This window comes from Agrobacterium sp. 22-3639C2, assembly GCF_053522105.1.
Genome location: NZ_JBNWDB010000005.1, coordinates 511,971 through 537,804 on the forward strand (window position 1 = coordinate 511,971; position 25,834 = coordinate 537,804).

The 25,834-nt window shown below is 58.2% G+C and carries 28 protein-coding genes and 1 pseudogene; 11 read left to right on the plus strand and 18 right to left on the minus strand.

Annotated features, from left to right (window positions below):
- Positions 1 to 11: 11 nt before the first annotated feature.
- The 3 genes from ACQZ6D_RS22695 to ACQZ6D_RS22705 form a co-directional block, all read right to left on the minus strand.
- Positions 12 to 464, minus strand: coding sequence for a GNAT family N-acetyltransferase (locus ACQZ6D_RS22695; RefSeq protein WP_111828784.1), 453 nt, complete (start codon positions 462 to 464; stop codon positions 12 to 14).
- A 170-nt stretch (positions 465 to 634) separates the two neighbouring features.
- On the minus strand, positions 635 to 1,993 hold the full coding sequence (locus ACQZ6D_RS22700; protein WP_153793717.1) for a sensor histidine kinase: 1,359 nt from the start codon (positions 1,991 to 1,993) through the stop codon (positions 635 to 637).
- Positions 1,990 to 2,652, minus strand: coding sequence for a response regulator transcription factor (locus ACQZ6D_RS22705; protein WP_065705589.1), 663 nt, complete (start codon positions 2,650 to 2,652; stop codon positions 1,990 to 1,992). The genes ACQZ6D_RS22700 and ACQZ6D_RS22705 overlap by 4 nt, the downstream gene beginning before the upstream one ends.
- 135 nt (positions 2,653 to 2,787) lie before the next feature.
- Here ACQZ6D_RS22705 and ACQZ6D_RS22710 point away from each other — a divergent pair, with 135 nt between their 5' ends.
- Positions 2,788 to 3,336 (plus strand): hypothetical protein, encoded by a 549-nt coding sequence (locus ACQZ6D_RS22710; RefSeq protein WP_111796638.1) that lies wholly within the window; start codon positions 2,788 to 2,790, stop codon positions 3,334 to 3,336.
- Between the two features lie 82 nt (positions 3,337 to 3,418).
- Here ACQZ6D_RS22710 and ACQZ6D_RS22715 read toward each other — a convergent pair whose 3' ends face one another.
- The 4 genes from ACQZ6D_RS22715 to ACQZ6D_RS22730 all read right to left on the minus strand — a co-directional run bounded on the left by ACQZ6D_RS22715 (position 3,419) and on the right by ACQZ6D_RS22730 (position 6,075).
- Positions 3,419 to 3,925, minus strand: coding sequence for a DUF992 domain-containing protein (locus ACQZ6D_RS22715; RefSeq protein WP_004431368.1), 507 nt, complete (start codon positions 3,923 to 3,925; stop codon positions 3,419 to 3,421).
- Positions 3,922 to 4,245, minus strand: coding sequence for a BON domain-containing protein (locus tag ACQZ6D_RS22720; RefSeq protein WP_004431370.1), 324 nt, complete (start codon positions 4,243 to 4,245; stop codon positions 3,922 to 3,924). The genes ACQZ6D_RS22715 and ACQZ6D_RS22720 overlap by 4 nt, the downstream gene beginning before the upstream one ends.
- Before the next feature lie 31 nt (positions 4,246 to 4,276).
- Positions 4,277 to 4,456, minus strand: coding sequence for a CsbD family protein (locus tag ACQZ6D_RS22725; protein ID WP_004431371.1), 180 nt, complete (start codon positions 4,454 to 4,456; stop codon positions 4,277 to 4,279).
- A gap of 140 nt (positions 4,457 to 4,596) precedes the next feature.
- Complete coding sequence (locus ACQZ6D_RS22730) at positions 4,597 to 6,075, minus strand: PAS domain S-box protein (protein ID WP_448730028.1); 1,479 nt, start codon at positions 6,073 to 6,075, stop codon at positions 4,597 to 4,599.
- 176 nt (positions 6,076 to 6,251) lie between these two features.
- Between ACQZ6D_RS22730 and ACQZ6D_RS22735 the strand changes: the two genes are divergently transcribed.
- The 5 genes from ACQZ6D_RS22735 (at position 6,252) to ACQZ6D_RS22755 (ending at position 12,679) form a co-directional block, all read left to right on the plus strand.
- Entirely contained in the window at positions 6,252 to 7,241 is a 990-nt protein-coding gene (locus ACQZ6D_RS22735; RefSeq protein WP_025594897.1) for a Bug family tripartite tricarboxylate transporter substrate binding protein, read from the plus strand.
- 450 nt (positions 7,242 to 7,691) lie between these two features.
- Positions 7,692 to 9,482 (plus strand): ABC transporter ATP-binding protein, encoded by a 1,791-nt coding sequence (locus ACQZ6D_RS22740; protein WP_060642592.1) that lies wholly within the window; start codon positions 7,692 to 7,694, stop codon positions 9,480 to 9,482.
- A gap of 131 nt (positions 9,483 to 9,613) precedes the next feature.
- Complete coding sequence (locus ACQZ6D_RS22745; RefSeq protein WP_025594895.1) at positions 9,614 to 9,955, plus strand: ArsR/SmtB family transcription factor; 342 nt, start codon at positions 9,614 to 9,616, stop codon at positions 9,953 to 9,955.
- Positions 9,952 to 10,875, plus strand: a complete 924-nt coding sequence (locus tag ACQZ6D_RS22750) for an SRPBCC family protein (RefSeq protein ID WP_448730027.1) — start codon at positions 9,952 to 9,954, stop codon at positions 10,873 to 10,875. The genes ACQZ6D_RS22745 and ACQZ6D_RS22750 overlap by 4 nt, the downstream gene beginning before the upstream one ends.
- A gap of 208 nt (positions 10,876 to 11,083) precedes the next feature.
- Entirely contained in the window at positions 11,084 to 12,679 is a 1,596-nt protein-coding gene (locus ACQZ6D_RS22755; protein ID WP_448730026.1) for an EAL domain-containing protein, read from the plus strand.
- Positions 12,680 to 12,716: 37 nt separating this feature from the next.
- Here ACQZ6D_RS22755 and ACQZ6D_RS22760 read toward each other — a convergent pair whose 3' ends face one another.
- The 3 genes and pseudogenes from ACQZ6D_RS22760 to ACQZ6D_RS22770 all read right to left on the minus strand — a co-directional run.
- Complete coding sequence (locus tag ACQZ6D_RS22760; protein ID WP_448730025.1) at positions 12,717 to 13,526, minus strand: transglutaminase-like domain-containing protein; 810 nt, start codon at positions 13,524 to 13,526, stop codon at positions 12,717 to 12,719.
- Positions 13,527 to 13,640: 114 nt separating this feature from the next.
- Positions 13,641 to 15,785: a catalase gene (gene katE / locus ACQZ6D_RS22765; protein WP_111803121.1), complete on the minus strand. Its 2,145-nt coding sequence runs from the start codon at positions 15,783 to 15,785 to the stop codon at positions 13,641 to 13,643.
- An 86-nt stretch (positions 15,786 to 15,871) separates the two neighbouring features.
- Positions 15,872 to 15,973, minus strand: a pseudogene (locus ACQZ6D_RS22770) (DUF892 family protein); the annotation flags it as partial.
- Between the two features lie 289 nt (positions 15,974 to 16,262).
- On the opposite strand from ACQZ6D_RS22770, the gene ACQZ6D_RS22775 reads away from it, so the two are divergent.
- The 3 genes from ACQZ6D_RS22775 to ACQZ6D_RS22785 all read left to right on the plus strand — a co-directional run bounded on the left by ACQZ6D_RS22775 (position 16,263) and on the right by ACQZ6D_RS22785 (position 17,977).
- Complete coding sequence (locus tag ACQZ6D_RS22775) at positions 16,263 to 16,580, plus strand: PepSY domain-containing protein (RefSeq protein WP_111796632.1); 318 nt, start codon at positions 16,263 to 16,265, stop codon at positions 16,578 to 16,580.
- Between the two features lie 21 nt (positions 16,581 to 16,601).
- On the plus strand, positions 16,602 to 17,195 hold the full coding sequence (locus ACQZ6D_RS22780) for a general stress protein (RefSeq protein ID WP_013761044.1): 594 nt from the start codon (positions 16,602 to 16,604) through the stop codon (positions 17,193 to 17,195).
- A 65-nt stretch (positions 17,196 to 17,260) separates the two neighbouring features.
- Entirely contained in the window at positions 17,261 to 17,977 is a 717-nt protein-coding gene (locus ACQZ6D_RS22785; protein ID WP_111803207.1) for a DUF72 domain-containing protein, read from the plus strand.
- A 45-nt stretch (positions 17,978 to 18,022) separates the two neighbouring features.
- Here the strand turns inward: ACQZ6D_RS22785 and ACQZ6D_RS22790 are convergent, their stop codons facing one another.
- From ACQZ6D_RS22790 to ACQZ6D_RS22820, 7 genes are all read right to left on the minus strand, one after another.
- Positions 18,023 to 18,736 (minus strand): anti-sigma factor, encoded by a 714-nt coding sequence (locus ACQZ6D_RS22790; RefSeq protein WP_111803120.1) that lies wholly within the window; start codon positions 18,734 to 18,736, stop codon positions 18,023 to 18,025.
- Positions 18,733 to 19,275, minus strand: coding sequence for a sigma-70 family RNA polymerase sigma factor (locus ACQZ6D_RS22795; RefSeq protein WP_004431393.1), 543 nt, complete (start codon positions 19,273 to 19,275; stop codon positions 18,733 to 18,735). Before ACQZ6D_RS22795 ends, ACQZ6D_RS22790 begins: the two co-directional genes overlap by 4 nt.
- 131 nt (positions 19,276 to 19,406) lie before the next feature.
- A complete protein-coding gene (locus tag ACQZ6D_RS22800; RefSeq protein WP_004431395.1) occupies positions 19,407 to 19,838 on the minus strand; it encodes a DUF2177 family protein in 432 nt (143 codons plus the stop codon).
- Positions 19,839 to 19,858: 20 nt separating this feature from the next.
- On the minus strand, positions 19,859 to 20,236 hold the full coding sequence (locus tag ACQZ6D_RS22805) for a DUF2147 domain-containing protein (protein WP_019566744.1): 378 nt from the start codon (positions 20,234 to 20,236) through the stop codon (positions 19,859 to 19,861).
- A gap of 28 nt (positions 20,237 to 20,264) precedes the next feature.
- Positions 20,265 to 21,497: an SAM-dependent methyltransferase gene (locus tag ACQZ6D_RS22810; protein WP_111803119.1), complete on the minus strand. Its 1,233-nt coding sequence runs from the start codon at positions 21,495 to 21,497 to the stop codon at positions 20,265 to 20,267.
- Positions 21,484 to 22,302 carry a DUF1365 domain-containing protein gene (locus tag ACQZ6D_RS22815; protein WP_111803118.1) on the minus strand — a complete coding sequence of 273 codons (819 nt, stop codon included), beginning with the start codon at positions 22,300 to 22,302 and terminating at the stop codon, positions 21,484 to 21,486. The genes ACQZ6D_RS22810 and ACQZ6D_RS22815 overlap by 14 nt, the downstream gene beginning before the upstream one ends.
- Positions 22,299 to 23,672, minus strand: a complete 1,374-nt coding sequence (locus tag ACQZ6D_RS22820) for an NAD(P)/FAD-dependent oxidoreductase (RefSeq protein ID WP_111803117.1) — start codon at positions 23,670 to 23,672, stop codon at positions 22,299 to 22,301. The genes ACQZ6D_RS22815 and ACQZ6D_RS22820 overlap by 4 nt, the downstream gene beginning before the upstream one ends.
- Before the next feature lie 192 nt (positions 23,673 to 23,864).
- Between ACQZ6D_RS22820 and ACQZ6D_RS22825 the strand changes: the two genes are divergently transcribed.
- Together ACQZ6D_RS22825 and ACQZ6D_RS22830 are read left to right on the plus strand one after the other, a co-directional pair.
- Complete coding sequence (locus tag ACQZ6D_RS22825) at positions 23,865 to 24,653, plus strand: DUF1295 domain-containing protein (RefSeq protein WP_065661970.1); 789 nt, start codon at positions 23,865 to 23,867, stop codon at positions 24,651 to 24,653.
- Positions 24,650 to 25,675, plus strand: coding sequence for an SAM-dependent methyltransferase (locus ACQZ6D_RS22830; RefSeq protein ID WP_111803116.1), 1,026 nt, complete (start codon positions 24,650 to 24,652; stop codon positions 25,673 to 25,675). Before ACQZ6D_RS22825 ends, ACQZ6D_RS22830 begins: the two co-directional genes overlap by 4 nt.
- On the opposite strand, the gene ACQZ6D_RS22835 is transcribed toward ACQZ6D_RS22830, so the two are convergent.
- The gene (locus ACQZ6D_RS22835; RefSeq protein WP_174006401.1) at positions 25,672 to 25,815 is read right to left on the minus strand and encodes a hypothetical protein; all 144 of its coding nucleotides are present in this window, start codon (positions 25,813 to 25,815) and stop codon (positions 25,672 to 25,674) included. The two genes, ACQZ6D_RS22830 and ACQZ6D_RS22835, sit on opposite strands and share 4 nt — an antisense overlap.
- Positions 25,816 to 25,834: the final 19 nt, after the last annotated feature.

The window sequence follows — 25,834 nt, forward strand, 5'->3', positions numbered from 1 at the left end:
CCGGATTTTTTTCAGGCCTTGAGTGACAGGCGGGCATTCTCGAAGGGCAGGCCGTCATCGTCAGTCGACCTGCGCGAGACTTCAAGGAAGCCGAGCGAACGGTAAAACCGCATCGCCTGCTCATTGGCGGTATAGACCTCAAGCGACAATTCACCCTTGAGATCAAGCGCGTGGGCAATGAGCCTGCGCCCGATACCCTTGCCCTGTTGTGCCGGTGCGACGAACAGGCCTCCAATGAAACTGTCGAGCAGGCTGATGAAGCCGACAGGGTTACCGGCCTGCGCTGCGACGAAAGTCTCCGATAGCGGCAGATAGGTATCTTCGATCAGTCTTTGCTGCTCGCGCAAACGCTGCGTGCCGATAAAGGGATGTGCCAGCAGCGAGGCATCGAGCCAGATGCGTGACAGGATTTGCGTATCCGCTGCCGCGTCAAACGGCCGGATGTCGATAGATTTGATATTCATGGAAATTCCGCAGAATTAGACATGCCAAAGGGTCAGCTCCGTTTTCAGAGCCGGCTGAAACCGCGATGGGCGGTCAGATTTTCAACCTCTGTGCATAAATCTCCCTGCTTCGAAACCTGTATTTACCGCTGCTGCGCAGCAGGGTCAACAAAGGGAAAGGCGGGCTTTCCTCAAGATCCTGCCGGCAGGGTCAGCGAACAGGTAAGTCCGCCATTTTCGCCGCGCTCCAGCCTGATGCTGCCGCCATGAAGCTCGACAAGTTCCTTGACGATGGTAAGACCGAAGCCGTCACCCGGAACGGTCTCGTCCATGCGTCTGCCCGGCTGGAAAGCCTCGGAAATGCGGGCATCCTCGATGCCAGGTCCATTGTCCGAGATCACGATCCAGACGTCGCGTCCGGTCTTTTTCGCGGAAATACGAACCGCGCTTTTTGCCCATTTGAATGCGTTGTCGATGATATTGCCAACGATCTCGTCCAGATCCTCAGGTGTGATCTGCAATAGCAACTCGGGGTCCACATCGACCGTTGCGACAATCCCCCGGTCGGCATGAATACGCGACATGATATCAACGATATCGTTGATCCTCGGTTTGAGCGCGGTCACCGTGGCCGTGCCGCCTGCTGCGGTCTTGCGGGCTCTTGCCAGATGGTGGCGGATGCGCTGGTCGATCCTGTCCACAAGCGCACGCATTTCGCGATCCGGGTCGTTGGTTTCGTTGAGGGCAAGGTAGAGGCTTGTCACCGGGGTTTTCAGACCATGGGCGAGATTTGCAAAGTGCAGACGTGTTTCCGCAAGCCTCTCGCTATTCTGCTCCACGAGACGGTTGATTTCGCCCGAGGCTGGACGCAGTTCCTCGACATCCGCCTCCGGCAACCTGTCGAGTGTGCCTGCCGAAATCGAGGAAATATCGGCGGTGAGTTGCCGCAGTGGTCGCAGACCATATCTGACCTGCAGGAAAATACCGCCGACGAGGCTCGCGCCCAAGAGGGTCATGGCAGGTATCAACCACAGAAGCGCGCTGCGGGCGGGTGCAACCAGCGCGAATTGCGGCGCAGTGACAGTGATTTCGACGAGGCGCTGTCCAACCATGGTTTGAATGGATCTGAGATAGATCTCCTCGCCGTGAAAATCGGCATTCGCGCCGGGACGAGGGCCGTGGCCCATCATTTTGCGCCATTCGAACGGGGAGGGCGGGTTGGTTATGGTTTGCCCCGCGAGCGACCGAGAGACGATCGCTACACCCTCGCCGGTGATCTGCCAGTACCAGCCGGAGCCGCGCCTGTCGAATGGCGGGCCGTCCAGCGCGGCGTTAAGTGTCACGCCGCCGCTTGCGCTGCCGGAGAGCGCGCTCCGCAATCCCTCTATCTGCGTGTCGAGCCGTTGGTCGATCTGTTCACGCACCACGGCGGCAACGATGAGATAGAGTATGATGGAGGCGACGATCACGGTCGCGGTGACGAAAACTACGGAAAAAACCGTGAGGCGGCGCGAGATCGACGAACCCGGAATGGCCGAAAATTCCCTCATGGCTCTGCCTTCAGCATGTAACCGCGCCCGCGAACGGTCTCTATATGCCCGGCACCGATCTTGCGCCGCAGGCGGGCAATGATCACTTCGATGGAATTGGAATCCACTTCCGCATCGCCCTCATAGACCCGTTCGATGAGTTCGCGGCGGTCGACCACCACTTCCTTGCGCAGGATGAGGCAGGAGAGGACCCGCCACTCCAGCGCGGTCAGCTTCAACGGCAAGCCGTCCTGTTCGAAGGTTCCGAGCTGCGCATCGAAGATGAGCGAACCGCAGGTGATGGCGGAGGCGGCGTGGCCGGTGGCGCGGCGAACGAGTGCACGCAGCCGCAGCACCAGTTCTTCTACCTTGAACGGCTTGGTGAGAAAATCGTCTGCTCCAGCTTTGAAACTCGCCACCTTGTCCGGCCATCCGTCACGCGCGGTCAAAACGAGTACGGGCAGGTTCCGCTGCGCCGACCGCCATGATTTCAGAACCGATACGCCATCGATTTTCGGTAATCCCAGATCGAGAACGGCCACGTCGTAAAGTTCGGTAAGCCCGGCATGTTCGGCATCCTCGCCATTCTGCGCGATGTCGACGACAAAATTTTCCGCCCGCAGGCTGGCTGCGATGCGCCGGGAAAGATCGGTATCGTCTTCAACGAGAAGTATGCGCATGGTCCTGCCGTTTCGGTTTCGTGGGCGGTGTTTTAACTAGGCCCGGAAGGCTTAACTCAACCTGAACCACAAGGTTCAGGCTGCTGGTGGTGCCTGGCAGGTAAAAAGGCCCTGTCAATCAAACAGGAGACCATCATGTCCCACTCTGAAGAGAATAACGAAATCGCAGCACCGAAGGCCACTTCTGACACTCCCGTGCCGCCGCACCGGAAACATCGCCGTAAAACCGCCGCGTTCGCCTTTGCGGCCGTCGCCATGCTGGCCGTTGGAGCCGCTGCCGGAGCCGGTGCGGTGAAGCTGACACGCCCGACACCCGAGATGGCGCCGATGACACCCGTTGCCATTTCCACCGTCAAGGAAGGAAATCTCGTGACCCTGAAGGGCAAGGTCGCCGAGATTTTCGGCAACAAGTTCATCGTTCAGGATGATAGCGGCCGCGCACTCATCGATACCGGCCCCGAGGGCGATAATGGGAAGGTCGTGACTGTCGATGAAGCGGTCAGCGTTCAGGGCCGTTTCGACAGGGGTGTCCTGCGGGCAAGCTATGTCGTCCGTCAGGATGGCACTATCGAGGCACTTGGACCGGCAGGCCGTCCGCCGCATCATGGTCCTAAAGAGGATATGATGCGCGGGCCAAAAGGCGACGGCCCGATGGGCGAGATGATGCCTCACCCCAAACCCTGATATTGGGGCCTGATCTGCGCCAGACGGCGCGGGCTCGAAGACGATAACCGTCCCGAGCCCGCGCCGCCGGTTTTTTTAAGGTTTAGCCCGCACGCTTCAACTGCAGACGCGAGACACCCGCAGCGATGTTAACGCCGGTGCCGACTTCGGCGCTGAGCGGCTGAAGCGCGAAGTTCTTGGCATTGCCGCCGATCAGTGCATTGGCGCCCAAGCCCACGCCGACCGATGCGGCAGCGGAGGCACCAACATAGTTGCCGCTCAACGCACCGTCACCCACGCGGCTGGCTGCGGTGTTCAGCACGATCCAGCTCATATAGGTCTTGCCGGTTACGCCGATGTCGAGACCGAGCTTGCCGATCGTGCCGGTATAACGCTCGGTCTTGCCGGAGCGCTGGCGAAACTCGCAGGCCACGCTCTTGCTGGAGCCGACCACAAGGCCGACGCCGCCGGCAATTTCGCACGACAGGGTGCCGACGCGTTCCTTCTGCGCGGTTTCCATGGGGCGCTTTGCATTGTGCTTCGTTTCGGCTGAAGCAATCGGGGCAAGGGCCAGGGTTGCAATCGCGGTTGCGAGAACGAATGTCTTCATTGTTTTTCACTCCTGTTGTTATTCGCTAGATGGATGCGCCGGGACGGCGTCTCCAGATAGGTGCAAGGCCGCTGCCGTATCGCCAGGTCGGCGATGATGGGCCGCGACGCGAAACATTCTGCGATGATGACCGCATGTTCGAAGGCAGAGAGTGTTTCCACCTCTCCGGAGAGCACAATACGGCCCTCCACGGAGGTGACGGAGATCGAGCTTTTTTCCTGCCCGTCCGCATAGGCGATCACGGCTTGCAACGCGGCGCACAGGCTGATCTCCTGGGGATCGCAGCTTGACACCTGGTTTGCATCGCACGAGAGCATCATCGTGAAACCTCCTGCCTTGAACATAGATGGTTCACTTGAGAACTTTGTTGACGGCGTCCTTTGCCTGTCCGAGCTTCTCCTGCGCCTGGCCAGCCAGTTTCTCGGCCTTGCCTTCTGCCTGAAGCTTGTCGTTGCCAGTGATCTTGCCGGCTGCTTCCTTGATTGTGCCCTTGGCTTGACGGGCGATACCTTCGATACGGTTATTGTCCATGACGAACTCCTTCCATCGTTAGAGGGTGCCGCTGTTGGTAACGGCATGATGGTAAGGTAGTTCGGGAAAATCACAGTTTGCAGAGCAATAGCTACTAGTTGAACTGGTACAAACTGACCTATTTTCGCGTTCGGCTGCGGTTATTTTTCCCTATGGCCGGTAAAACCGCGCTCGCGTGCCCAGATCACGGCGGCGGTGCGGCGGTTGACGCCGATCTTGCCGTAGAGTGAGGCGATATGGTTGCGGATCGTATGCTTGGACAGGTTCAGCCTGTCGCTCATTTCCTTGTCGCTGCATCCATCGCAGATCAGTGACAGGATTTGCTCCTCGCGCTCTGTGAGATCCTTGAGGGAGGCTGAAGACGTTGTGCCGCGGGAGTTCTGACGCAGCCCCGCCAGCCGCTCGACAACCGTCCGGCTGAACCAGGATGTATCGGTCATGACGCTTTCGATCGCTTCAATCAGTTCGTTCTCGGTTCTACGCCGCTCAGTCACGTCCTGTATCGCCCAGATGACGCAGAGCTGATCGTTGATCTCGGCGCGTTCGGCGGAAACGATGCATTCTGCCAAACCGCCACCGGAAAGATTCATGCGCATGTTCTCATCGCGGATGGGAATGTTGTCCTTCAGCCGCCTTTCGAGATCGCGGCGCGCGCCCGCGTCCTCCCACAGCCGCAATTCGCTGGCCGTCTTGCCCACGACTTCGGCCTCGTTGCGTCCGCACAGGACCAGAAACGCGTCATTGACTTCCATCAGAACGAAGTCGTCCAGCCTCGAAATCGCTGCCGGGACAGGCGACAGGCGAAAGGATTTGAAGAAGCGCTCCTCGCTCTGTCGCAGAGCGTTCTGGGCTTTGCGGCGGCCGTCCAGATCGGCGAAGGTGAACAGCATGCACGGTTCTTCGGCAACGGCGATCGTTTCGCCGGCCACGATGACCAGCCTGTCGCCGCCGGGGATGGGAATGAGCGCCTCGCGCTGACGGATGAGCCGGCCATCCTCCAGCTTTTTCAGGGCGTCCTCGCCTGTATCGCACTCGGAAAACAGTCCGAGTTCCTCGACACTGATGCCGATGATCTCTTCACGGCTGAACCCGGTCATCTCAAGGAAACCCTGATTGACGCGGATGAAACGCTTGTCCTCCAGCCGGCATATCAGTCCCGGCGCCGGATTTGCATTGAAGGCGCTCTCGAAGCGCGCCTCCGCCTCAAAACGCGGCGTTTCGTCCCGGATGATCAGGACCAGAACATCGGGTTTTGCGCCAGCATCTTCAAGAACGAGGCCACGCACCGTGTGGACCCAGCACTCCGCTTCATCGCCGCTTGGCGATATCTCTACCGTCACATCTTCGAAGGTCTCGCCCGCCAGAAGCCGTTCAAGCGGATATTGTCCCTCGTCGAGCAGGTGGTTGTTGCGGTATCGAAGCGTGAAATTTCGCCGATAGGCAGCGGCATCCTCCCCAAGCTCAGGCATCGCTTCTATACGGTGCATCTGAAGGGCGGCCTTGTTGGCCCAGGCTATCGTTCCGTCGTTTTCGAGCAGGATCAACCCGTCGCTGAGGCCAGCTATGAGGTTTTGCAACACGAGCCGGTTGATCTTGGGAATGTTTACGCTGTCGTCCATGTTGCCCCCGGTATTTCAATGCTTTGTGCCCGCTATAACGCGCGGTTCCGCCAAGCGTTGCAGGGCAGGCGTGTCGCATGGCCTTCGCGCATGGTTTGCGATGCCGGTTGCTTGCTCTCAGGTCCATTTGAGCTACTATGCGCTGATGGCGGGGAGGCCATTCTACAGGAGGGTTCATGAATTACCGGTCTTTGAAACGGCGTATGGTGTTGAAACTTGCGGCTACGGCTGCTTCTTTTTGCATGATGGGACTGACGGCGAGCGCGCAGGGTTTTCCTGATCGAACGATTACGCTGGTCGTTCCCTTCGCGGCAGGTGGCTCAACCGACGTGGTTGCGCGCGTCATCGCACAGAAAATGGGTGATGAGCTTGGTCACCAGATCGTCGTTGAAAATGTTGCCGGTGCTGGCGGTAATCTCGGTGCCGACCGTGTCGCACGCGCAGAGCCTGACGGTTACACGATCCTCATGGGCACCGTTGCGACCCATGCCTTGAACCCGCTCATTCTCAAGACAAAACCTTACGATCCGCAAAAGGATTTTGCCCCGGTCTCGCTTCTGGTCGTGGTTCCCAATGTGCTTGTTGTCAATCCGAAGCTGAACGTCAACAGCGTCGCGGAATTGATCGCGCTTCTGAAAGCCGAACCCGACAAATATGCCTATGCCTCTTCCGGCAATGGCACGCCGCTGCATCTTTCAGGGGAATTGTTCAAGAGCATGACCGGTGTGAGCATGCAGCACGTTCCCTATAAAGGTGCCGGCCCCGCGCTCAACGATCTTCTCGGCAACCAGATTTCGATCATGTTCGACAATCTGCCGTCGTCGTCCGGCCACATCAAATCCGGCACATTGCGGGCGCTTGGCGTAACGACTGCCGAGCGGGCGTCATCATTCCCGGATCTGCCGACCATTGCCGAAACCGTACCCGGTTATGAAACCTACACGTGGAACGCGCTGTTTGCGCCTGCCGGCACACCGGCCGATGTGGTGGACACACTGAATGCGGCGGCCAAGAAAGCGCTTGCCGATCCTGGTGTGGCGGCCCGCATGGCCGAATTCAGCGCCAAGATCGTCGGTTCTTCGCCCGATGAGCTGAAAAGCCACGTTGCGGCCGAAATCGCCAAATGGGAACCGGTCGTCAAGAACGCAAACGTCCAGATGGATTGACCAGATATGTTCTCGCCGCGCACCGGAGCCTGGGTGCGGCGGGAAGCGCCACCACGCAAAAAAAACGTGGCCGAAGCTTTCATTGGCATCGGCCACGTTCGTTGCCGTCACACCAGCTGATGTGTCGTTTTCGCATCACTTGCCATAAGGTTGCAATTACCCGGTTGGCAACGGCGAACAGCTCAGGTACAAATTTCTCACCGCGTCAGATCGAACATAGGGAGGCGTTGCATGACATCATCATTCATCAAGTTCCTCCCGCGTGGAATGAACCGACACTAGGTCATTTCCATTCGTGGCCCGCCCCGAGCGCGCCCCACATGCGGTTTTGTTTTCCTTCATAGCCCGATTGATCTGACGGGATCATTTTTTGTTTTCCGCCCGGGCTGTGCCATCCAACTTCCGTTTTTGAGGACCGGTTGCCGAACGCATGGCGCCGTGCTGGTTAAAATGTCTCGCAAGAAGCTCGATTTCCGCGCCGATGCCTATCGCCATGTGCTCGGCTTTGTTTTCCACCATTGGACCCACCGGCGGGCATTGGTGGGCTTTATTGTTGTGCTGGTGATTGCCAGCACGCTGGCCGAAGTCATGGTGCCGGTTTTCTCCGGCCAGATCGTCGATGCCATTGCCGGGGGCAACGGGGCTGACCGGGCGCTGCGCGCCTTTGTCGTCGTCGTGGCGCTGGGCTTGACCAGCGTAGTCCTGCGCTGGTTCGTGTTTAACGGCATCATCAGGCTGACGCTGAAAACCATGGCGGATGTGGCGAATAACGGTTTCTACCGGGTGCAGCGGTTCTCAACCGACTGGCACGCCAACAGCTTTGCCGGTTCCACGGTTCGCAAGATCACGCGTGGCATGTGGGCGCTTGATTCACTCAATGACGTGCTTCTTATCGCCCTGTTGCCCTCCATCGTCATGCTGGTGGGCGCCACCGTCGTGCTGGGTAGTTACTGGCCGATCATGGGCTTGATCGTGGGCACGGGGTCGCTGATCTATGTCGGCGTCACCGTGTTGCTCTCCATGGGCTTCGTATCGCCGGCGGCAAGACTTGCAAACGCCTGGGATACCAAGCTTGGTGGCGCGCTGGCAGATGCCGTCAGCTGCAATTCGGTGGTCAAGGCTTTTGGCGCCGAGACCCGCGAAGAGGCGCGGTTGCGCCATGTGCTGGCCAAATGGGACAACCGTACGCGAAGGACATGGAAACGCGGCACGCTGAACGGCACGATCCAGGGCTTCATGATGGTGTCCATGCAGGCCGGTATTCTGGGAACAGGCCTTGTCATGTGGCAGCAGGGACTGGCGACGCCGGGCGACATCACCTTCGTGCTGGCGATGTTCTTCGTCCTGCAGGGCTATCTGCGTGATGTCGGTCAACACATCCGTAATCTGCAACGTGCCGTCAACGACATGGAAGAGTTGGTGTTGCTCGACAAGATGCCTTTGGGTGTCGAAGACAGGCCGGATGCCAGGCCGATCAGGATAGAGAAGGGCGAAATCGTTTTTGACAACGTCACTTTTCAATACGGCGCGCATCCCAGCCCGCTCTATCAGGACTTTTCAGTCACCATCAGGTCGGGTGAGCGTGTGGGGCTGGTCGGGCATTCGGGGTCGGGAAAGACGACATTCGTCAAGCTTATCCAGCGGCTTTACGACGTGAATTCCGGCTCGATCCGCATTGACGGCCAGGACATAGCCAAGGCAAAGCAGGCAGACCTGCGCAGCCAGATCGCCATCGTGCAGCAGGAACCCATCCTGTTCCACCGCACGCTGGCGGAAAACATCGCCTATGGCCGGCCGAGCGCCTCGCGGCGTGAGATCGAGCAGGCGGCGAGGCAGGCAAGCGCCCATGACTTCATCATGTCCCTTCCCAAGGGCTATGAGACGATGGTGGGTGAGCGCGGCGTTAAATTGTCTGGCGGGGAGCGGCAGCGTGTCGCCATTGCCCGTGCCTTCCTCGCGGATGCACCGGTGCTGATTCTGGACGAGGCGACATCGAGCCTCGACAGCGAAAGCGAAGTGCAGATCCAGGAGGCCATGGAGCGCCTGATGGATGGCCGCACCACGCTGGTCATTGCGCACCGGCTTTCCACCGTGCGGGCGCTTGACCGTCTGCTGGTGTTCGACAAGGGCAAGATTGTCGAAGAGGGCGACCACCAGGCGCTGATCCGTCTGAACGACGGCATCTATCGCCGGCTGTTCGAGCGGCAGGCGCTGGAACTGACCAAGGGTCTGGTGGCTTAAAAATGAAACGCCGGGGCAATGCTCCGGCGTTTTCTTTTACGCGGCCTCCCAACAAATGCTCACGGTCGAACACTTAGCTAATCGACGAAGTTTCCCTTGCGTTAGAGCCGTACTACATGATAGTTAGCAATATGACTAAGCATTCGCCCGAACTATCGCTGATCTTTCAGGCTCTGGCCGATCCGACACGCCGGTCTATTCTAACGAAGCTCGCGCAAGGGCCTGCCCGCGTCATGGAATTGTCCGCTCCCACGGGGCTGCGCTTGCCGACCGTGATGCGGCATCTGTCGGTACTGGAGGAGGCGGGGCTTATCCGCACCTCAAAGGATGGGCGGGTGCGCACCTGCGCTATCGTGCCCGAGGCTCTGGAGCCGGTGCGGACATGGCTTGATGAACAGCGGGCCATTTGGGAGAGCCGGCTCGACCGGTTGGAGGCATTTGCAATGCAGGCTGCGAAGGAGCGCACGGAATGATGTCGAAACTCAATCAGGACGGCACCCGTGCTGAACCCCATCTTGGCGATGGCCGCTTTGCAACACTGAGCTTCGAAAGGGTGGTCGCTGTTCCATTGTCGGTCCTCTGGCAAGTGTGGACGTCGCCTGCCGCGCGGGCTGTCTGGGCAGCGCCCACGCCCGCCGTGACCGTGGAGTTTCTGGAAGCCGATACCAGAGTTGGCGGACGCGAAGTTTCGCTCTGCAAGGTCGATGGGCAGCCTGATATTCGCTGCGAATGCGGGTGGCTGGAATTGCAGCCAGCCTTGCGCAGCGTCAATTACGAGGTGGTGTCGTCCGGCGACGTGACGCAGTCTGCGGCGCTGGTGATCGCTGATTTTTCGGCGACGGAGCAGGGCAGTCGCGTTGTCGTAACCGTGCAGCTTTCCTCATTGGCTGCGGATATGCAGGCGGATTACCGGCAGGGCTTCGGTGCCGGTCTTAACAATCTGACCGAGGTGGCCAGACGAACAATGGTGCTGGAGCGAACGATAAGGGCGCCGCGCAACATCGTCTGGAAGGCCTGGATGAATTCCGAGACGCTGCCGCAATGGTGGGGACCGGAAGGGTTTTCGTGTCGCACGAAGAGGATCGATCTGCGAACCGGCGGCGAGTGGGTGTTCGACATGATCGCACCTGACGGCACTGTCTTCCCGAACCATCATCGATATATCGAGGTCAGGCCTGAGGAGAGGATCGGCTACACGCTGCTCTGGGGCGAAAACGGGCCGAAACATGCCGACGCCTGGGCTTCGTTCGAGGATCAGGACGGCGCGACGAAGGTCGTGCTCGGCATGGTGTTCAGCACGGAAGCCGAGTTCCAGGACGCGAAGGGTTTTGGGGCTATCGAACTGGGTCAGCAGACGCTCGGCAAACTGGAACGCCTTGTTTTCGCATCGTAATCGCACCGGGACTGAACTTCGACAGGGGAATGATACCCTCTCGATGTAACTGGATTATCGGCCCCGCGTTCCTGCCCTCACGGTGGTTTTCAGATTGCGTTGACGGCAGAAATCGTAATTTGCATCACCCTGTTTTCACCGTTCCACACACAGCAAAAATTAAGGAGATTGCGACACTGATGTCTCGACTACCTTTTGGAGAGTGATGATGCAGTCACGACGTTGGCGTGTGATAGCCGTGGGGATATTTCTGGCCATAGTCGGCGCCGCGCTGCCCATTGCCGCCATGGCCTGGACGTCCTTGCGTGTCGCCATTCAAAAAGAACTCTTCATTCTCGACCTCGTTGCCGAAAGATCGCTTGTTCGTGCCGGAAATACATTCAGGCAAGCGCAAGGGGCATTGGAAGCAATTGAAACGGCGCACCCTCCCGCATGTTCGGATCAGCATATTGCACAAATGCGGATGGTGACGATCAACGTCCCCTCAATCGAGGAGATTGGCTATTTCGAAAACGGCTTCATCAAATGCACCTCCTGGGGCCGCGCCGCTGGCGACGTAGCCAAATCCCATGTCGACTACGTCACACCGGACGGTCTTGAAGTGACGTTGCGTATCCAACCCGGCATCAGCCACGGCGACCAGATGACGAGCCTGCATCTCGGCCACCACAACGGGCTCGTCGCACCTTCGAGATTTGCTGATATTGTGCTGCGGGACGGGATGTCTCTCGCGATCCTCAACGATAAAGCTGCGGTCATCAGCACGCAGAACCTTCCCGATACAGGGGTTCTGGCCACGTTGCCGACAAAAGAGGGGCAGGGCACGACGGACGCATGGCTTTATTCGGTGGTAAAGGAGAACGCGCTTACGGCGGTGGTTCTCGAGCCAAGGGCGGCGTTGCGAACGAGGCTGGTACGGGAGTTGACTATCCTTTTGCCCATCGGCGCATTCATTGCGCTCTTTATCGTCGGCATCGTCATCTGGATGTCGCGCAAGCGGTTGTCGCCGGAAACGGAACTGGAAATCGCAGTCCAGAACCGTGAATTCATCGTCCACTATCAACCGATCATCGAACTCAAGACCAATATATGCGTGGGCGCCGAAGCGCTTGTCCGCTGGCGGCGGCCTGATGGCACGCTGGTGAGGCCAGACCTCTTCATTCCGCTGGCGGAAGAAACAGGGCTGATAGAGCCCATCACCGATCAGGTCGTTGAAGCCATTATTGCAGATCTTGGTACCATGCTCGTTGGGGATCGCAGCGCACATATCGCCATCAATCTCTGCGCCGAAGATGTAAAATCAGGCCGGATACTAGACTTCATCGATCAACGCCTTGTCCGCGCGGATATACGCAAGGAGCAGATATGGCTTGAAGCGACCGAGCGCGGTTTCATCGACATTGACGCGGCGCGCGTGACGCTGGACAGAGCACGCAAGGCCGGGCATTCCGTGGCAATTGACGATTTCGGAACCGGCTATTCCAGCCTTCAGTATTTGCAGGGACTGCCGTTGGACGCCCTGAAAATCGATAAGTCCTTCGTTGATACGATCGGCAGGAACACGGCAACCAGCACCGTGACGCTCCATATTATCGAGATGGCGCGCGAGCTTGGACTGTTTTCCGTTGCGGAAGGTATCGAGAGGCCGGAGCAGGCGGCCTATCTGCGGGAACATGGTGTGGATTTTGGTCAGGGCTGGCTGTTTTCCAAGCCGCTTCCAGCCGAGGAATTCATCGCCTTTCACCGTCGGAACAAGTCGACATACGGCTCCGCTCCCGAGGTCATTCAGGTCGCGTCGGTCTAGGTTGAGCGAGACCTGAGCGTCTTGACGCTACCCGTCGCTATCCGGCCAATTCTTCCGTAATGACTTCGAACCGCTTCAGGATAGCCGGCCCGAAGGCTGTGGACAGGGCGACATCCGTCGCATCTCGTCCTGTTGCCATCAAGATGCGTCCGATGCGGGGCCTGTTGTGACGGGCATCGACGGTATACCAGCGGCCGCTGAGATAGACCTCGAACCAGGCGCTGAAATCCATCGGGTTGGAGTCTTTCGGCACGCCGATATCACCGAGATAGCCGGTGCAATAGCGAGCGGGGATATTCATGCAACGGCAGAGTGTGATCGCAAGATGTGCGAAATCGCGGCAAACCCCGGTCCGGTCGATGAAGCCGCCATATGCGGTCCTGAGCGGATCGGCTTTCTCGTAGTTGAAGACAATATGGGAATGCACAAAATCGAGGATCGCCTGCACACGGGGCCAGCCGAGCGGTGTTGCCGAGAAGTTTTTCCAGGCGAAGTCCGCCAGGCGGTCGGTATCGCAGTAACGGCTGCCTAGCAGGAAAACTAGAACATCGTCTGGTAAATCCTTGATATCGTGCTGGAAAGCGTTTTCAGGAACCGGATCTGGCAGGCCGCCGTCATATATGTCGAACCGCGTCGAGATCGTCGTCACACCTGGCGGTGCGGTTATGCGGCTGCAGGCGTTCCCGAAGATATCCATATAACCCCAGGCCTCGATCGGCCTGTCGAATGTCAGCACCTGTTCGGAGAGCAGATCTGCGCGCCGGCTGGGGTGGAGATTGAGAACAAGCAGCATTGCCGTCTCATTCTCGCATTCATAAGCAATATCGAACCCGGCGCGAATCTTCATTCAGTACATCCTTTATGAGCCATCTTGATGTTGTTCACGCTGAAACGCTTTCACGTCGGGCGGGCGGTCATGCATCATCAAGGCGCGGCATTGTAGCCGCGCCCGCCTGTGATTTCACTTTACCGGCGGTGAAGCCTTGCCGAGTTTTACGGAAGGTTCCCGTCCCCAGACACGCAGCTTGCCAAGGTTCGACACGAAGCCAGCGAGGCCTTCCTCACCTGGGAGGATAATCGTGCCCTCGTCAAGATCGCCTGCGATACCCGCCTTTTCCAGCAATGGCAGCGCCGACTGGTCGTAACCTATGAACTTGCAGTGCTGGAAAGCATCGGCCACGAAGTCACGCGCCGTCGCCTCGTTGACCAGATCGTCTATCCCCTCGGCAGAAGTCAACAGTGCAACTGCATCGAAGAGAACCGATGGCCCGCCGTCGATCATGTGATGGGCCTCAATCCAGCTCCCGTCTGAGGCGGTGACGCCACCGACCTTCGGGGCTATCAATTCGCAGACGGCTTTTTCCTTGGTAATCGCCGACATCAGGCCGTTCAGTAATTTGGCGTCGACACCATCGGTGACGACTATACCAAGCTTGCGGCCTTCGAAGCGTTTCGGACCACGCTCAACGATGCTGAGCGCTGGCGAGGGTTCCAGATCCTGACGTGTCGGCATAGCCGCATCCGCCGGCTTCGGCATGGACTTGAAACCTAGCTTCTGCGCGACGGTGTTTGCCAGCGTCTCGTCGATGTTCATGAGATGCGACACCATGCGCTCGCGGATCACGGCTGTTTCCACCTTGCTCAGTTCAAATGTCAGGGCTGCCGCGATGTGACGCTGTTCGGGCGGGGTCTGGCTGATATAGAACTGTCTTGCCTGGCTGTAGTGGTCGGCAAAGCTCTCGGGGCGCAGCCGCGCCTTGATCCCCTGTTCTTCTGCCGGAAAATGACGATAGCCCCGGCTCGGCGACTCTCTCGGGCCTTCACCGAACGAGTTCGGCTGGTAATTCACCCTGCCAACAGGATTGCGCATGGCCATGTGGCCATCCTGCTGGAAATGCGCGAAGGGACACTTCGGTGCATTGATCGGCAGATGGGTGAAGTTTGGCCCGCCAAGGCGTTTCAGCTGGGTGTCGAGATAGGAAAAGTTGCGACCCTGCAACAGCGGATCATTGCTGAAGTCGATACCCGGCGGCACGTTCTGCGTCATGAACGCAACCTGCTCGGTCTCGGCAAAGAAGTTGTCGGGCATACGGTCGAGCACCAGTCGTCCGACCGGCTGCGGCTTCAGGATTTCCTCGGGGATGATCTTTGTCGGATCGAGCACGTCGAAATCGAAGCTGTCGGCAAACTCCTGATCGAAGAGCTGCACCTGCAGTTCCCATTCCGGGAAATTGCCGGACTGGATCGCCTGCCACAGATCGCGGCGATGGAAATCGGGATCGGCGCCATTGATCTTGACCGCCTCGTTCCAGGCGACCGATTGAAGCCCGAGCTTCGGCTTCCAGTGGAACTTGACGAAGGTCGATTGATCCTTTGCGTTCACAAGACGGAAGGTATGAACGCCGAAACCCTCCATGAAGCGGAAAGACCGCGGTATCGTACGATCCGACATGGCCCACATGACCATGTGCATGCTTTCCGGCGTCAGGCTGATGAAGTCCCAGAAATTATCATGGGCCGTCTGCGCCTGCGGAAAAGCCCGGTCAGGTTCCTGCTTGGCGGCGTGGATCAGGTCGGGAAACTTGATGGCGTCCTGAATAAAGAAGACAGGAATATTATTGCCGACGAGATCCCAGTTGCCTTCCTGTGTGTAGAGCTTCACTGCGAAACCGCGCACGTCGCGCGCAAGGTCAGCTGAGCCCTTGTTGCCCGCAACCGTCGAGAAACGGACGAAGGCTGGTGTCTTTTCGCCGGCGCGCTGCAGGAAATCCGCCTTTGTGTATGCGGAGAAGGACTCGTAAGTTTCGAAGAAGCCATGCGCGCCGTAACCGCGCGCATGCACGACGCGCTCGGGAATGCGCTCGTGGTCGAAATGGAAGATCTTTTCGCGGAAATGGAAATCATCAACGACGAGCGGCCCGCGCGGCCCGACCCTTAGAGAATTTTGGTCGTCCGCGACCGGCCCCCCTTGAGCGGTCGTCAGCACCGGCGCGTCGTTTTCGGCTGTCTGATGCAGCTCGCCGCCAGCACCGCGCTCCAGCTTCTGGTCATGGATCGTCACGGTTTCGGTCTTGTCGCTTGGTGATGTGGATGTGGTCTTGGCCATGGTGTGGCTCCTGAAATTGGAAGGGGCCTATCCGACCCGGAAATGAAAAAGCCGCCCTAAAAGGCGGCCTAAGCTTGGAAGGGTCCCCGCACGGTCTTCGGCAGAGCCTTCAGCACTTGCTGTTCGGCGAGACAGATGTCCTTGAGCGTATCGAGGAACAGGTCATGCAATGTAGTTTCCGCAGGCATGTGGGAATCCGATCAACTTTGAATGATGTACTTGGACAACCCCTGAGTGGAGACGATGTTCCTGCTCCCGGAAAAGAATTCACATTCCGGTCCGCGGTGGCATCACAGCGATGCCAGTAACCGGTTGAATAGGCGGACGTTCCTCATCCGGCAGAGATAGTTCGGTGGCGCTTCGACGATGATGGAACGGCAAGGCCTGCAAATTCTATTTTCAGATTGGCGGAACCATGAGGCCCGACATGTTGTTTCCCTGTCGAGCCTGCACTGAAGGCTACAACGAGGAAAAATCATGAAAAAGCTTCTTTTAGCCGCCGCGCTTCTCGGCGCGTCGACCCTTGGCGCCTTCGCTCAGACGTCCACCGCTCCAGCCACCGATGGCAGCAAGCCTGCCGTCGCTACGCCAGACACCAAGAATGCGACTGCGCCTGTGGAAGGCGCAAACAGCTTTACCGAGGAACAGGCGAATAAACGCCTTATGGACGCCGGATATGCCGAGGTGACCGGTCTTACGCTCAACGACAAGGGCGTGTGGCAAGCCAAGGCCTCGAAGGACGGCAAGTCCGTAAACGTGGCGCTCGACTATCAGGGCAATATTGTCGCTAACTAATTCAATCTTTGGGAGAATCCTATGAAGACCGTTACCGGACTTTTCGACGACTACTCCGATGCCAGCGCCGCCGTTACTGCACTGGAACAACGCGGCGTGCCGTCTAAAGATATCAGCATTGTTTCCAACAATGCAGACGAACGCCATGGCAATGATACAAAAGCTGCCGAAGGCGCAGGCACGGGTGCCGGCATCGGCGCTGCCGTCGGTGGTGTTGGCGGCCTGTTGACAGGCCTTGGCATCATGGCAATTCCCGGCGTCGGACCGGTGGTTGCGGCAGGCTGGCTTGCCGCGACGGCGGCAGGCGCTGTTGCCGGTGCCGTTGCAGGCGGTGCCGCCGGCGGCCTTATCGGCGCGCTGACGGACGCCGGCGTTTCCGAAGACCATGCCCATGTTTACGCAGAAGGCGTTCGCCGGGGTGGCACGCTCGTGACCGCGAAGGTCGAGGACAGCCTTTACACGGACGCCGAGGAAGTCCTGCGCCAGTCCAACTGGGTTGATCCGGACAAGCGGCGCGCGGCCTATGCCGAAGACGGTTGGTCACGGTTTGACGACACGCTCGATCCTTATGAGCCCACTGAAATCGAACAGGAACGTCTGCGTTACAGACGCTAAGCGTTAGAAACAGGGAAGGTCGGCATGTGCCGGCCTTCTCTTTGATAGCCTCGGGGCAGGTGAAAGTGCCGGTCATTGCAACAGCTGGATGGTCGATCCCCAAGACTGTGGCGCAGCGTTTTCCCGAAACGGGAAGTGGGCTTAGCCGATATGCTGCCGTATTCGACGGCGTCGAGATCAACTCCACCTTTTATCGCCACCACCGGCCAACGACGTTCGAGCGTTGGGCAAATTCGGTGCCCGATGACTTCCGCTTCGCCGTGAAGCTGCCGCGCGAGATCACGCATGAGCGCCGGTTGCGGGAAATCGGACAAGTCTTCAAGGCATTTGTTGGGGAACTTGCGGCGCTGGATGGCAAGCTTGGACCCTTATTGTGCCAGTTGCCGCCCAATCTCGCATTTGATGTCTCCGACGCGGAGGCCGCGTTTGATACTATGCGTCAGACCTTTCCCGGCATGCTGGTACTCGAACCGCGTCACACAAGTTGGGCTACGCATTCAGCGCAAGAGGTTCTGCAACGCTATGCCATTGATCGTGTGCTGGCCGATCCTGCACCGGTCTGGCCGGCCAGTGATTTCTCCGAGCCGCCCAAATATGTGCGGCTGCACGGCGCTCCCCGGATTTATTATTCCGAATACAGCGCCGCCGAAATCCTCTCGTTTAGAAAACGCCTTTCCGCCGAATCCTGGTGCGTTTTCGACAATACCGCCTCCGGTGCCGCAATAAAGAACGCGCTGGCAATGCTCGACGATTGCGCAACCACTAGACGGTGCGCAGACTGAAATCATGTTTCAACAGCTGGCAAAAGCGCATGAAGGCGTGACGCCTTAAAGCTGCCTTCGTGCAGTGCCGATCGCGATAACAGGGCCGGTCGCCTGACCAGTTGGTGATCCACCGAAGGGTTCCACGCTGATAGCGAAGGTCGTGCCTTCCGAAATGTTGCTACGCATATCCGCCGGGATAATGAGATCGCCATTCGTTCCGGGCTGGAAGACACCGAGCGAGCGGGTCTTGCCGCCATCCATCACAAGCCACAATTCCAGTGATTTCTCATCGGCCTTGCCGGTCGCAACCGGTATAATGTGCATCCTGCCGGTCTCTGCATCATAGGATGCAAGCAGGTTGACCTGGCTGTCCGTTGTCGAAAGTTCGGCTACCAGCGGAGCTGTGCCCTGCCATTTTTCGGGAAATGCGGCGTAAACGATCGCTGCCACGGCAGTCGCGCTCGTGACGACCGATATCCATCGCCAGAAGGATGCGGAACTCCACAGGCTGCCATTGGCGTTGCTGGTCTTGCTGCCGAACAGGCGTTCTTCAATGCGAGCGAGAATGGCCGCACTCGGCGCCTGTTCTTCGTAATCCACGTTGAAGTCTGAAAATTCGCTTTCCCAACGGTGGACCAGCTGCGCGAAGACCCTGTCGTCCTGCATGCGCCGCTCGACCTCACGACGCTTTTCAAACGGCAGCACGCCGAGCACATATTCGCCAGCGAGGATTTCGTCGCGCGAATGCATGCCCTCGCTGTTTTCGCTCGTGGTCATCGCTGCATGCACTCTCTGAGTTTGAGAAGGCTTCGCCGCAGCCAGGTTCTGACCGTGTTGAGTGGCACCCGCAATTCTTTGGCGAGTTCGATATAGCTCAGCCCTTCGATATAGGCACGACGCACCGCCTGCGCATGAACGGTTTCAAGTTCCTGCATGCAATTGTCGATCCTGCGACCCTCATCGGCCAGAACGACCTGCTGCTCCGGATTGCGGATGCTGTCATCGGCAAGGTCATAGGCTTCGTCAATGTCGTCGCCCACGGGTTTGCGAGCCCGGATCGTATCGATCGCATGGTTTCGGGCGATTGCGGCGAGCCACGTCGACGGTGTGCCGGCGCTTGCTGCAAATGTGAGGGCTCGTTGCCAGATCTTGATATAGACTTCCTGAAGCGCTTCTTCGGCTTCGGTCCTGTCACGCAGGATTTTCAGGCAGATCGCATAAAGCTTCGGGCTGGTGGCTTGATAGAGGGAAACGAATGCCGAGCGATCGCCCATGCCGACGCGGTTTATGAGCGTTGCTATCTCTGTACCCTGCATTCGAACATCCCTTCTTGCGCCTCCTATATAGGGTTGTCCTTTGTGGGAAGGCAAGGCATGCGCGAAATGAAGTTCACGTCTTCCCGGCCAAAAATTGGCCGGGTGGAAGCAGGCGGCAGGGATGGTCGCTGTCATAACACACCTGCCGGATTTTGCAGTGGACCGACCAGCCGTACGGTGACGAGGTAGCCGATGATGGCAGCGGCTGCGGACACGAAGGTGCCCCACAGAAGATCAGCGATGGTCAACGTCGTGGACCAGCTTTTCAACGTTGCCTGATTGGTGAGATCATATGTGGCATAGGCCATGAAGCCGACGGCTGCACCATAAAGCAACGCGGTCGTCCACTGGCCTGATATGAGGGCCGGACGAACCGCAAGAAAGGTCAGTCCGGCCGCGTAGATGAGATAAAAGATGATCGCCGGGGCCAGTCGGAAGTTCTCAGCCAGAAGATCGCCGATCGCCGGGCGATAAAGCCGCGACGCCATGGTGCTTAGCCAGATGAAGTCGATCACCAGAAAGGCGATGAGGGTGAAGAAGTAGGCTGAGATATAGGTCTTCATCGGTTTGTCCTTTCCAGAGTCTAGTTGATGCGGGCCCAGGTAATGCCTTTGCACAGGAGACCAGCGACGATGCAGCCCTTGGTGGTCATGCTGTTGCCATCAACCGTCACGGTTATCTTGTAGGATTTGTCGCGTTGCGGATCGAAGGCAGTACCCGAATAGACGCCTGTTTCATCTGGCTTTATGGTCATGATCAGCCGGTCACCGGTCTTTTCCTCGGGCGTGCCCGGTTTGATCCAGGTATTGGTGGCGCATATATTGTCGCCACACGGCGCGATCAGCACTTTCGCGTTGCCGTCACCGCGCGCCCAGTTTCCGTCGATGTCGGCTGCTCCGGCACCAGAGGCCGCAAGCATCGGACCCAGGACGGATGCGATTATCAAGGGATTGATTTTCATCGTCTTTCTCCGCAGTTGTTGCCCCGCTTTATTTGTGCTCGATCGTGTAGAAGCCAACATTGATGGTTCCCTCGGTAAAGCCGGCTTCGCAGTAGCAAAGGTAATAATCCCAGAGCCGCCTGAAGCGATCATCGAAACCCAGCAGCGAGATTGTCTGCCAGCGCGCATGGAAACGCTGGCGCCATTCCGCCAGCGTGCGGGCATAGGACTGGCCGAAAAGCTCGGTATCGTTGAGGCTCAGACCCGCTCTGCCGATTGCTCTTTCAAGGGCTTCGTCAGATGGCAGGAAGCCGCCCGGAAAGATGTATTTCTGGATGAAGTCAGCATTTCGCCGGTAATTATCGAACCGGGCAGGTTCAATGGAGATGATTTGCAGCACCGCGCGCCCGCCGGGTTTCAGGCAGCGCTTCAGTGTTTCGAAATAGCTCGGCCAATAGGCCTCACCGACCGCTTCGAACATCTCGACGGAAACGATGCGGTCGAACTTGCCTTCGACATCGCGGTAGTCCTCGAGCCTGAGATCGATATGCTCAGCCTTGTCGGTTTTCTCCGCTGCCGCCTTTGCCCAATTCAACTGAGATGGCGAAAGGGTGAGGCCGGTAACGTTGGCATCCGCCTGGGTCGCGAGGTGGATTGCAAGCGCGCCCCAGCCGCAGCCAATCTCCAATACGCTCTCACCGCCGCTCAATTGCAGCTTGTCGACGATGCGGTTGAGTTTTTTGAGTTGGGCCGCCTCAAGCGTTGGCGTCGTATCGTCGAAAATCGCCGACGAATAGAGCATCGAGGAATCGAGCCATTGCCGGTAGAATTCGTTGCCGAGATCGTAATGGGCCTCGATGTTGCGGCGGCTGCCGCGCTTTGTATTGGCGTTCAGCCGGTGGCCAAGGCGATTGATGAGGCGCATGGGCAGGCTACCGCGCGTCGATCCCCCGAAAGCGTCGTTGTTCTGTGCCGCAAAACGGATCAGGGCGGTCAGATCCGGTGTGGACCAGTCGTCTTCGATGTAACCCTCGGCAAAACCGATGTCGCCATTGAGGATGAGCCGCCGTAGCGCGCGCCAGCGATGGAGAACAAGCGTCGCCTCGGTGCCCTCATGTTCCCCGGATTTCTCAATCACGCCGCCACCGGGAAGCATGACGCGCAGTCTGCCTTTGGAGACGTTGTTCAAGAGCTTGGCCATGAGCCAGCCTTCGGGACCGGTGCGTTGCCGCATCTGCGTGTTTTCCAGCGATAGTTCGTTGAGATTGTCAAACGGGGTCATGAAGTTTGGCCTCGATTTGCGATGGTGATGGGTGAATGAAGGAGACAGGGGCAGAAGGTGGACGCGGTCGTTTTCTCAACCGCACACCCTTGAGCCATATTTTAAGTGCTTCCCAATGGATGCCGGCAACAACCTTGAGGGTAAGAAAGGGGATGCTGACAAACGCCTTCAGCAGCGCGCCATCGGTCAGCTCGACACGCCGCGCCAGATGCCTTGCAGTCAGGACTGGCCCCTCGTCGTCAAATGTATCGATAACGATCTTCAGCTTGTCGCCGGGTGGAATGACCCGGAATACATAACGGAGATCCATGTCCATGAAGGGCGAGACATAGAAGGCCTTGTCGCAGCGCTGGACGATCTCGGCCGCACCTTCGGTCTCCACCGGGATAAGGTAGGAATGCCGCTCGCCGAACGTATTGTCGACTTCCCAGAGAATGGCTTTGAGAGACCCGTTCCGGCCGTGGCAGAAAAACACGCTGAGTGGATTGAAGGCCCAGCCAAGGATGCGCGGCATGGTGAGCAGACGGATCGGACCACCATCGACGGTCATGCCTGCGGCCGTCATGGCGTTTTCGATCTGGTTGCGCAATTCCATCTTGCTCCCGTCGCCGCGGTCCCGGCGGTGAAAGGAAAACAGGTTGAAACGATCGACGGAGAACAGCCGCAGCTTACGGTCAAGCGCATCAAGTTCATCAAGGTCGAGAAGCAGCGAGTAAATGCGATAGGCGAGCCGGTGCGCTTTCGGCTTGAAGCGCGCATGCATGACATGTCCGGGAAAAAGGGCGGAGGAGAAATGAGACGTCATGGGATCGCCTCAACGAGTTTGATCGTTCTTTTCCGCGAAGCCAAATTCAGACGGACGATCCGGCCGCTATCATCGGTAACCTTCCAGGGCCTTGACAGGCCGCCCAGATCCTCGGCGACGGCAAGCCCTGCCTGAATGCCGTCTTCATGAAAACCCGAGCCAAAATAGGCGCCGCAGAACCAGGTGTTTCTCAAACCCTGCAAGGCCCACAGTTCCTGCCTCATCTGCTCGGTGCCGGCATCAAAAACAGGATGGTGGTAGGTTTCCTCGGTGATGATTTTTCCCTTTTCCGGTTCGCGCGTCGGGTTCAGCGTTACGAAGGTGTCAGGGATTGCACCCAGAGGCTGAAGCTTGTTCATCCAGTAGGTGATGCTCGGCTGCCCCGTTTCAATGCGTGTATCGGCCACATAGTTCCAGCTTGACCAGGCGGTGCGCCTGCGGGGCATGAAACTGCTGTCCGTGTGCAGTACCGCCCTGTTTTTCGTATAGCCAAACGCGCCGAGAATGCGCCGTTCGGCTTGCGTCGCGTCCGTCAGCATCTCCAGCGCCTGATCTGCGTGTGTGGCAATCACCACATCGTCGAACCGTTCGAATTCGCCGTTAGTGTTGGCGATCTCGACCCCGTCCGCCAGGCGGTGGATGCGCGTCACAGGTGTCGAGAGCCGAATGCGATCGGCGAATGGCGCAGTGAGTCGTTTCACATATTCCTGGCTGCCGCCAACAACGGTGCGCCAGACGGGCCGGTTGCGCAGCAACAGCAGGCCGTGATTGCTGCAGAACTTCACGAAATGTGCTGCCGGGTAACGGCCGACTTCCATGGCCGGGGTAGACCATATGGCTGCTGCCATCGGGTAAAGATGATCGTTGCGAAAGGCGTCGCCATAGTTGTTTTGAGAAAGATACTCATCGAGCGACATGTCGCCCATCATCGGCAGATCGCGCGGGGCATTGCGATAAAAGCGCAAGAGGTCGGCAAGCATTGCCCAGAAGCGCGGTCTGACGGCATTTCTCTTTTGCGCCAAAAGGCCAAAGCCAGAGCCGCCGGAATATTCGAAACCGCCATCATCCAGTGAAACGGCAAAGGACATGTCGGATGCCGCGGTCGTCACTCCCAGCGTTTTGAAAAGTGCCGTCAGATTGGGATACGTCACCTCATTATAGACGATGAACCCCGTATCGACAGACACCACACCTTGTTCAGTTTTGAACGTCACGGTGTTGCTGTGGCCGCCGACGCGGTCCGCAGCCTCGAAAACCGTGACATCATGCCGTTTCGACAAAAGCCAGGCCGCAGACAGACCGGAAATGCCTGTTCCGATCACGGCGATGTTTCGCCGGCTGTCTTTTCTTTTGGCTTCGGTATCGAACATGGTTCCTCGCTATTGCATTCACAATTCAGTTTTACGGCCTGAGACAGATACGAGGGAGCGGATCGATAAGTTTCAGCGGCACACAAATTTTTCAGAATTTTGTCAGGCGCCTGAAACTCTTTTGCCGTCTCGCCCGTAGTTGCCACTAGAAACTTGGTCTGAAGTCCTTCGAATACAGTGAGCGGAATGGTGATGATGTCTGTTGTGGTGGCCCTTGCCGTGCTGATGTCGCTTCTGATGGCAGCAGCCTGGGCGTTGCAGCGTTACACAGGATCGAGTGGCTGGATTGACACCGTCTGGTCTGCGAGTGTCGGGCTCGGCGGCGTGGTTGCCGTCTTGTTTTCCGATGGAGATAGCTGGCGCCGGGGAGCGGTTCTCTTTCTTGTATTGGTGTGGTCGCTGCGGCTCGCTGGACACATCGGCATGCGGACGAGGGGAGGTGGCGAAGATCCACGTTACGCGAAGCTTATAGAAGAATGGGGCAGCAATGCCTCGTTGCGGCTTTTCGCTTTTCTCCAGATCCAGGCCGTTGCCGCCTTTGTGCTGGTTCTCGCCGTCTATCTTGCCGCCAGCAATCCTTTGCCATTTCCAAGCATTATCGATGTGATAGCGTTGATCGTCGCGGCTGGTGCGCTTGTCGGCGAAGCGACCTCCGATGCACAGCTTTCACAGTTCAGAAAAACCCCGGAGGCCAAAACTGGCGTTTGCGAGACTGGTCTGTGGCGTTATTCGCGTCATCCCAACTACTTTTTCGAGTGGCTTTTCTGGTGCGGCTTTCCGTTGTTGGCCATCCATGCGCAGCCGTGGTCATGGCTGTCGCTTGCTGCGCCAGCCATGATGTACTGGCTGCTCGTGCACGTCTCCGGCATTCCCCCGCTCGAAGAACACATGCTGAAATCACGCGGAGAGAAATTCCGCGCCCTGCAAAACCGCGTCAACGCCTTCTTTCCGGGGCCACGCAAGAATGAGGACACGCCATGAACATGCTCGCATTCGCCATCAATGCTGCCGAACGCGCACCGCTGAGTGACAATATGACGCTTGCCGGCATCGACATGCTCTGCGCCCGTACCAAACGGCGACTTGCCGGCGTTCCGGCGGCGGAAGAAAATGCTTTTGTGTCTGATATGGCGAAATTTCCCGTCGCCACGCACACCGACGAGGCGAACAGGCAGCACTACGAGGTGCCGGCTGAATTCTTTGCAATCGTCCTTGGCGCGCAAAGAAAATATTCCTGCTGCTTTTATTCCAATGCTCAGACAACGCTGGATGAGGCTGAAACATTGGCGCTGGAAGAGACCGTTTCCCATGCGCGATTGCAGGACGGGATGAATATTCTCGAACTCGGCTGTGGCTGGGGTTCGCTCTCCCTTTATATGGCCGGCCGGTTTCCCAATGCGCGGATTACGTCCGTTTCAAATTCGGCTTCGCAGCGCGAATATATAACCAAACGTGCAAATGAGCGTGGCCTGTCGAACCTCTCGGTGGTGACGGCCGATATGAATGATTTCACCACTGACGAGCGTTTCGACCGTGTCGTATCGGTGGAAATGTTCGAGCACATGTCGAACTGGCAGGCATTGTTCGAGCGCGTCCGCTCGTGGCTGACGCCCGAGGGCAAGTTTTTCCTCCACGTCTTCAATCACCGGGATCGATCCTATCGTTTCGATCATGGCAACCGGGCAGACTGGATCGCGCAGCATTTCTTCACCGGCGGCATCATGCCTGCCTTCGATCTTCCTCACCGTTTCCCGGCGCAGTTCACCGTGGAACAGGAGTGGCGCTGGTCGGGATCGCATTATCGCCGGACGGCCCTCGACTGGCTTGGAAATTTCGACCGGGAGATCGACCGTATCCGACCGATCCTGCAGCGGGTCTATGGCAACGATGCGCGCTTGTGGGAACGTCGTTGGAGACTGTTCTTCCTCGCGACGGCAGGTCTTTTCGGGCACGAAGACGGCAAGGTCTGGGGCGTTGGACACTACCTCATGGCGCGCGTCTAGATCGCTGCAAACACGCGCATGCGAACCCAATCCGGCGCCGCTTCGCCCTTCGTCGCGATGCGGCGAAGGTGTGTCCTCGGTTGGCGCAGGCCGCTGAGGCCGGCGAAGCGGGAAAAATGGATATGCGATTGATTGTGCATGATTTGATCGTGCAAAATT

Excerpts from the sequence above, each read along its gene's own strand:
- ACQZ6D_RS22790 (WP_111803120.1), bottom strand. The coding sequence starts at position 18,736 with ATGACCACGAGCGAAAACAGCGAGGGCATGCATTCGCGCGACGAAATC.
- ACQZ6D_RS22780 (WP_013761044.1), top strand. The coding sequence starts at position 16,602 with ATGAAGACCGTTACCGGACTTTTCGACGACTACTCCGATGCCAGCGCC.
- ACQZ6D_RS22830 (WP_111803116.1), top strand. The coding sequence starts at position 24,650 with ATGAACATGCTCGCATTCGCCATCAATGCTGCCGAACGCGCACCGCTG.
- ACQZ6D_RS22815 (WP_111803118.1), bottom strand. The coding sequence starts at position 22,302 with ATGACGTCTCATTTCTCCTCCGCCCTTTTTCCCGGACATGTCATGCAT.
- ACQZ6D_RS22740 (WP_060642592.1), top strand. The coding sequence starts at position 7,692 with ATGTCTCGCAAGAAGCTCGATTTCCGCGCCGATGCCTATCGCCATGTG.
- ACQZ6D_RS22710 (WP_111796638.1), top strand. The coding sequence starts at position 2,788 with ATGTCCCACTCTGAAGAGAATAACGAAATCGCAGCACCGAAGGCCACT.
- ACQZ6D_RS22720 (WP_004431370.1), bottom strand. The coding sequence starts at position 4,245 with ATGATGCTCTCGTGCGATGCAAACCAGGTGTCAAGCTGCGATCCCCAG.
- ACQZ6D_RS22805 (WP_019566744.1), bottom strand. The coding sequence starts at position 20,236 with ATGAAAATCAATCCCTTGATAATCGCATCCGTCCTGGGTCCGATGCTT.
- katE (WP_111803121.1), bottom strand. The coding sequence starts at position 15,785 with ATGGCCAAGACCACATCCACATCACCAAGCGACAAGACCGAAACCGTG.
- ACQZ6D_RS22835 (WP_174006401.1), bottom strand. The coding sequence starts at position 25,815 with ATGCACAATCAATCGCATATCCATTTTTCCCGCTTCGCCGGCCTCAGC.
- ACQZ6D_RS22775 (WP_111796632.1), top strand. The coding sequence starts at position 16,263 with ATGAAAAAGCTTCTTTTAGCCGCCGCGCTTCTCGGCGCGTCGACCCTT.
- ACQZ6D_RS22825 (WP_065661970.1), top strand. The coding sequence starts at position 23,865 with ATGATGTCTGTTGTGGTGGCCCTTGCCGTGCTGATGTCGCTTCTGATG.
- ACQZ6D_RS22820 (WP_111803117.1), bottom strand. The coding sequence starts at position 23,672 with ATGTTCGATACCGAAGCCAAAAGAAAAGACAGCCGGCGAAACATCGCC.
- ACQZ6D_RS22730 (WP_448730028.1), bottom strand. The coding sequence starts at position 6,075 with ATGGACGACAGCGTAAACATTCCCAAGATCAACCGGCTCGTGTTGCAA.
- ACQZ6D_RS22725 (WP_004431371.1), bottom strand. The coding sequence starts at position 4,456 with ATGGACAATAACCGTATCGAAGGTATCGCCCGTCAAGCCAAGGGCACA.
- ACQZ6D_RS22695 (WP_111828784.1), bottom strand. The coding sequence starts at position 464 with ATGAATATCAAATCTATCGACATCCGGCCGTTTGACGCGGCAGCGGAT.
- ACQZ6D_RS22705 (WP_065705589.1), bottom strand. The coding sequence starts at position 2,652 with ATGCGCATACTTCTCGTTGAAGACGATACCGATCTTTCCCGGCGCATC.
- ACQZ6D_RS22755 (WP_448730026.1), top strand. The coding sequence starts at position 11,084 with ATGCAGTCACGACGTTGGCGTGTGATAGCCGTGGGGATATTTCTGGCC.
- ACQZ6D_RS22795 (WP_004431393.1), bottom strand. The coding sequence starts at position 19,275 with ATGCAGGGTACAGAGATAGCAACGCTCATAAACCGCGTCGGCATGGGC.
- ACQZ6D_RS22800 (WP_004431395.1), bottom strand. The coding sequence starts at position 19,838 with ATGAAGACCTATATCTCAGCCTACTTCTTCACCCTCATCGCCTTTCTG.
- ACQZ6D_RS22750 (WP_448730027.1), top strand. The coding sequence starts at position 9,952 with ATGATGTCGAAACTCAATCAGGACGGCACCCGTGCTGAACCCCATCTT.
- ACQZ6D_RS22760 (WP_448730025.1), bottom strand. The coding sequence starts at position 13,526 with ATGAAGATTCGCGCCGGGTTCGATATTGCTTATGAATGCGAGAATGAG.
- ACQZ6D_RS22810 (WP_111803119.1), bottom strand. The coding sequence starts at position 21,497 with ATGACCCCGTTTGACAATCTCAACGAACTATCGCTGGAAAACACGCAG.
- ACQZ6D_RS22745 (WP_025594895.1), top strand. The coding sequence starts at position 9,614 with ATGACTAAGCATTCGCCCGAACTATCGCTGATCTTTCAGGCTCTGGCC.
- ACQZ6D_RS22715 (WP_004431368.1), bottom strand. The coding sequence starts at position 3,925 with ATGAAGACATTCGTTCTCGCAACCGCGATTGCAACCCTGGCCCTTGCC.
- ACQZ6D_RS22735 (WP_025594897.1), top strand. The coding sequence starts at position 6,252 with ATGAATTACCGGTCTTTGAAACGGCGTATGGTGTTGAAACTTGCGGCT.
- ACQZ6D_RS22700 (WP_153793717.1), bottom strand. The coding sequence starts at position 1,993 with ATGAGGGAATTTTCGGCCATTCCGGGTTCGTCGATCTCGCGCCGCCTC.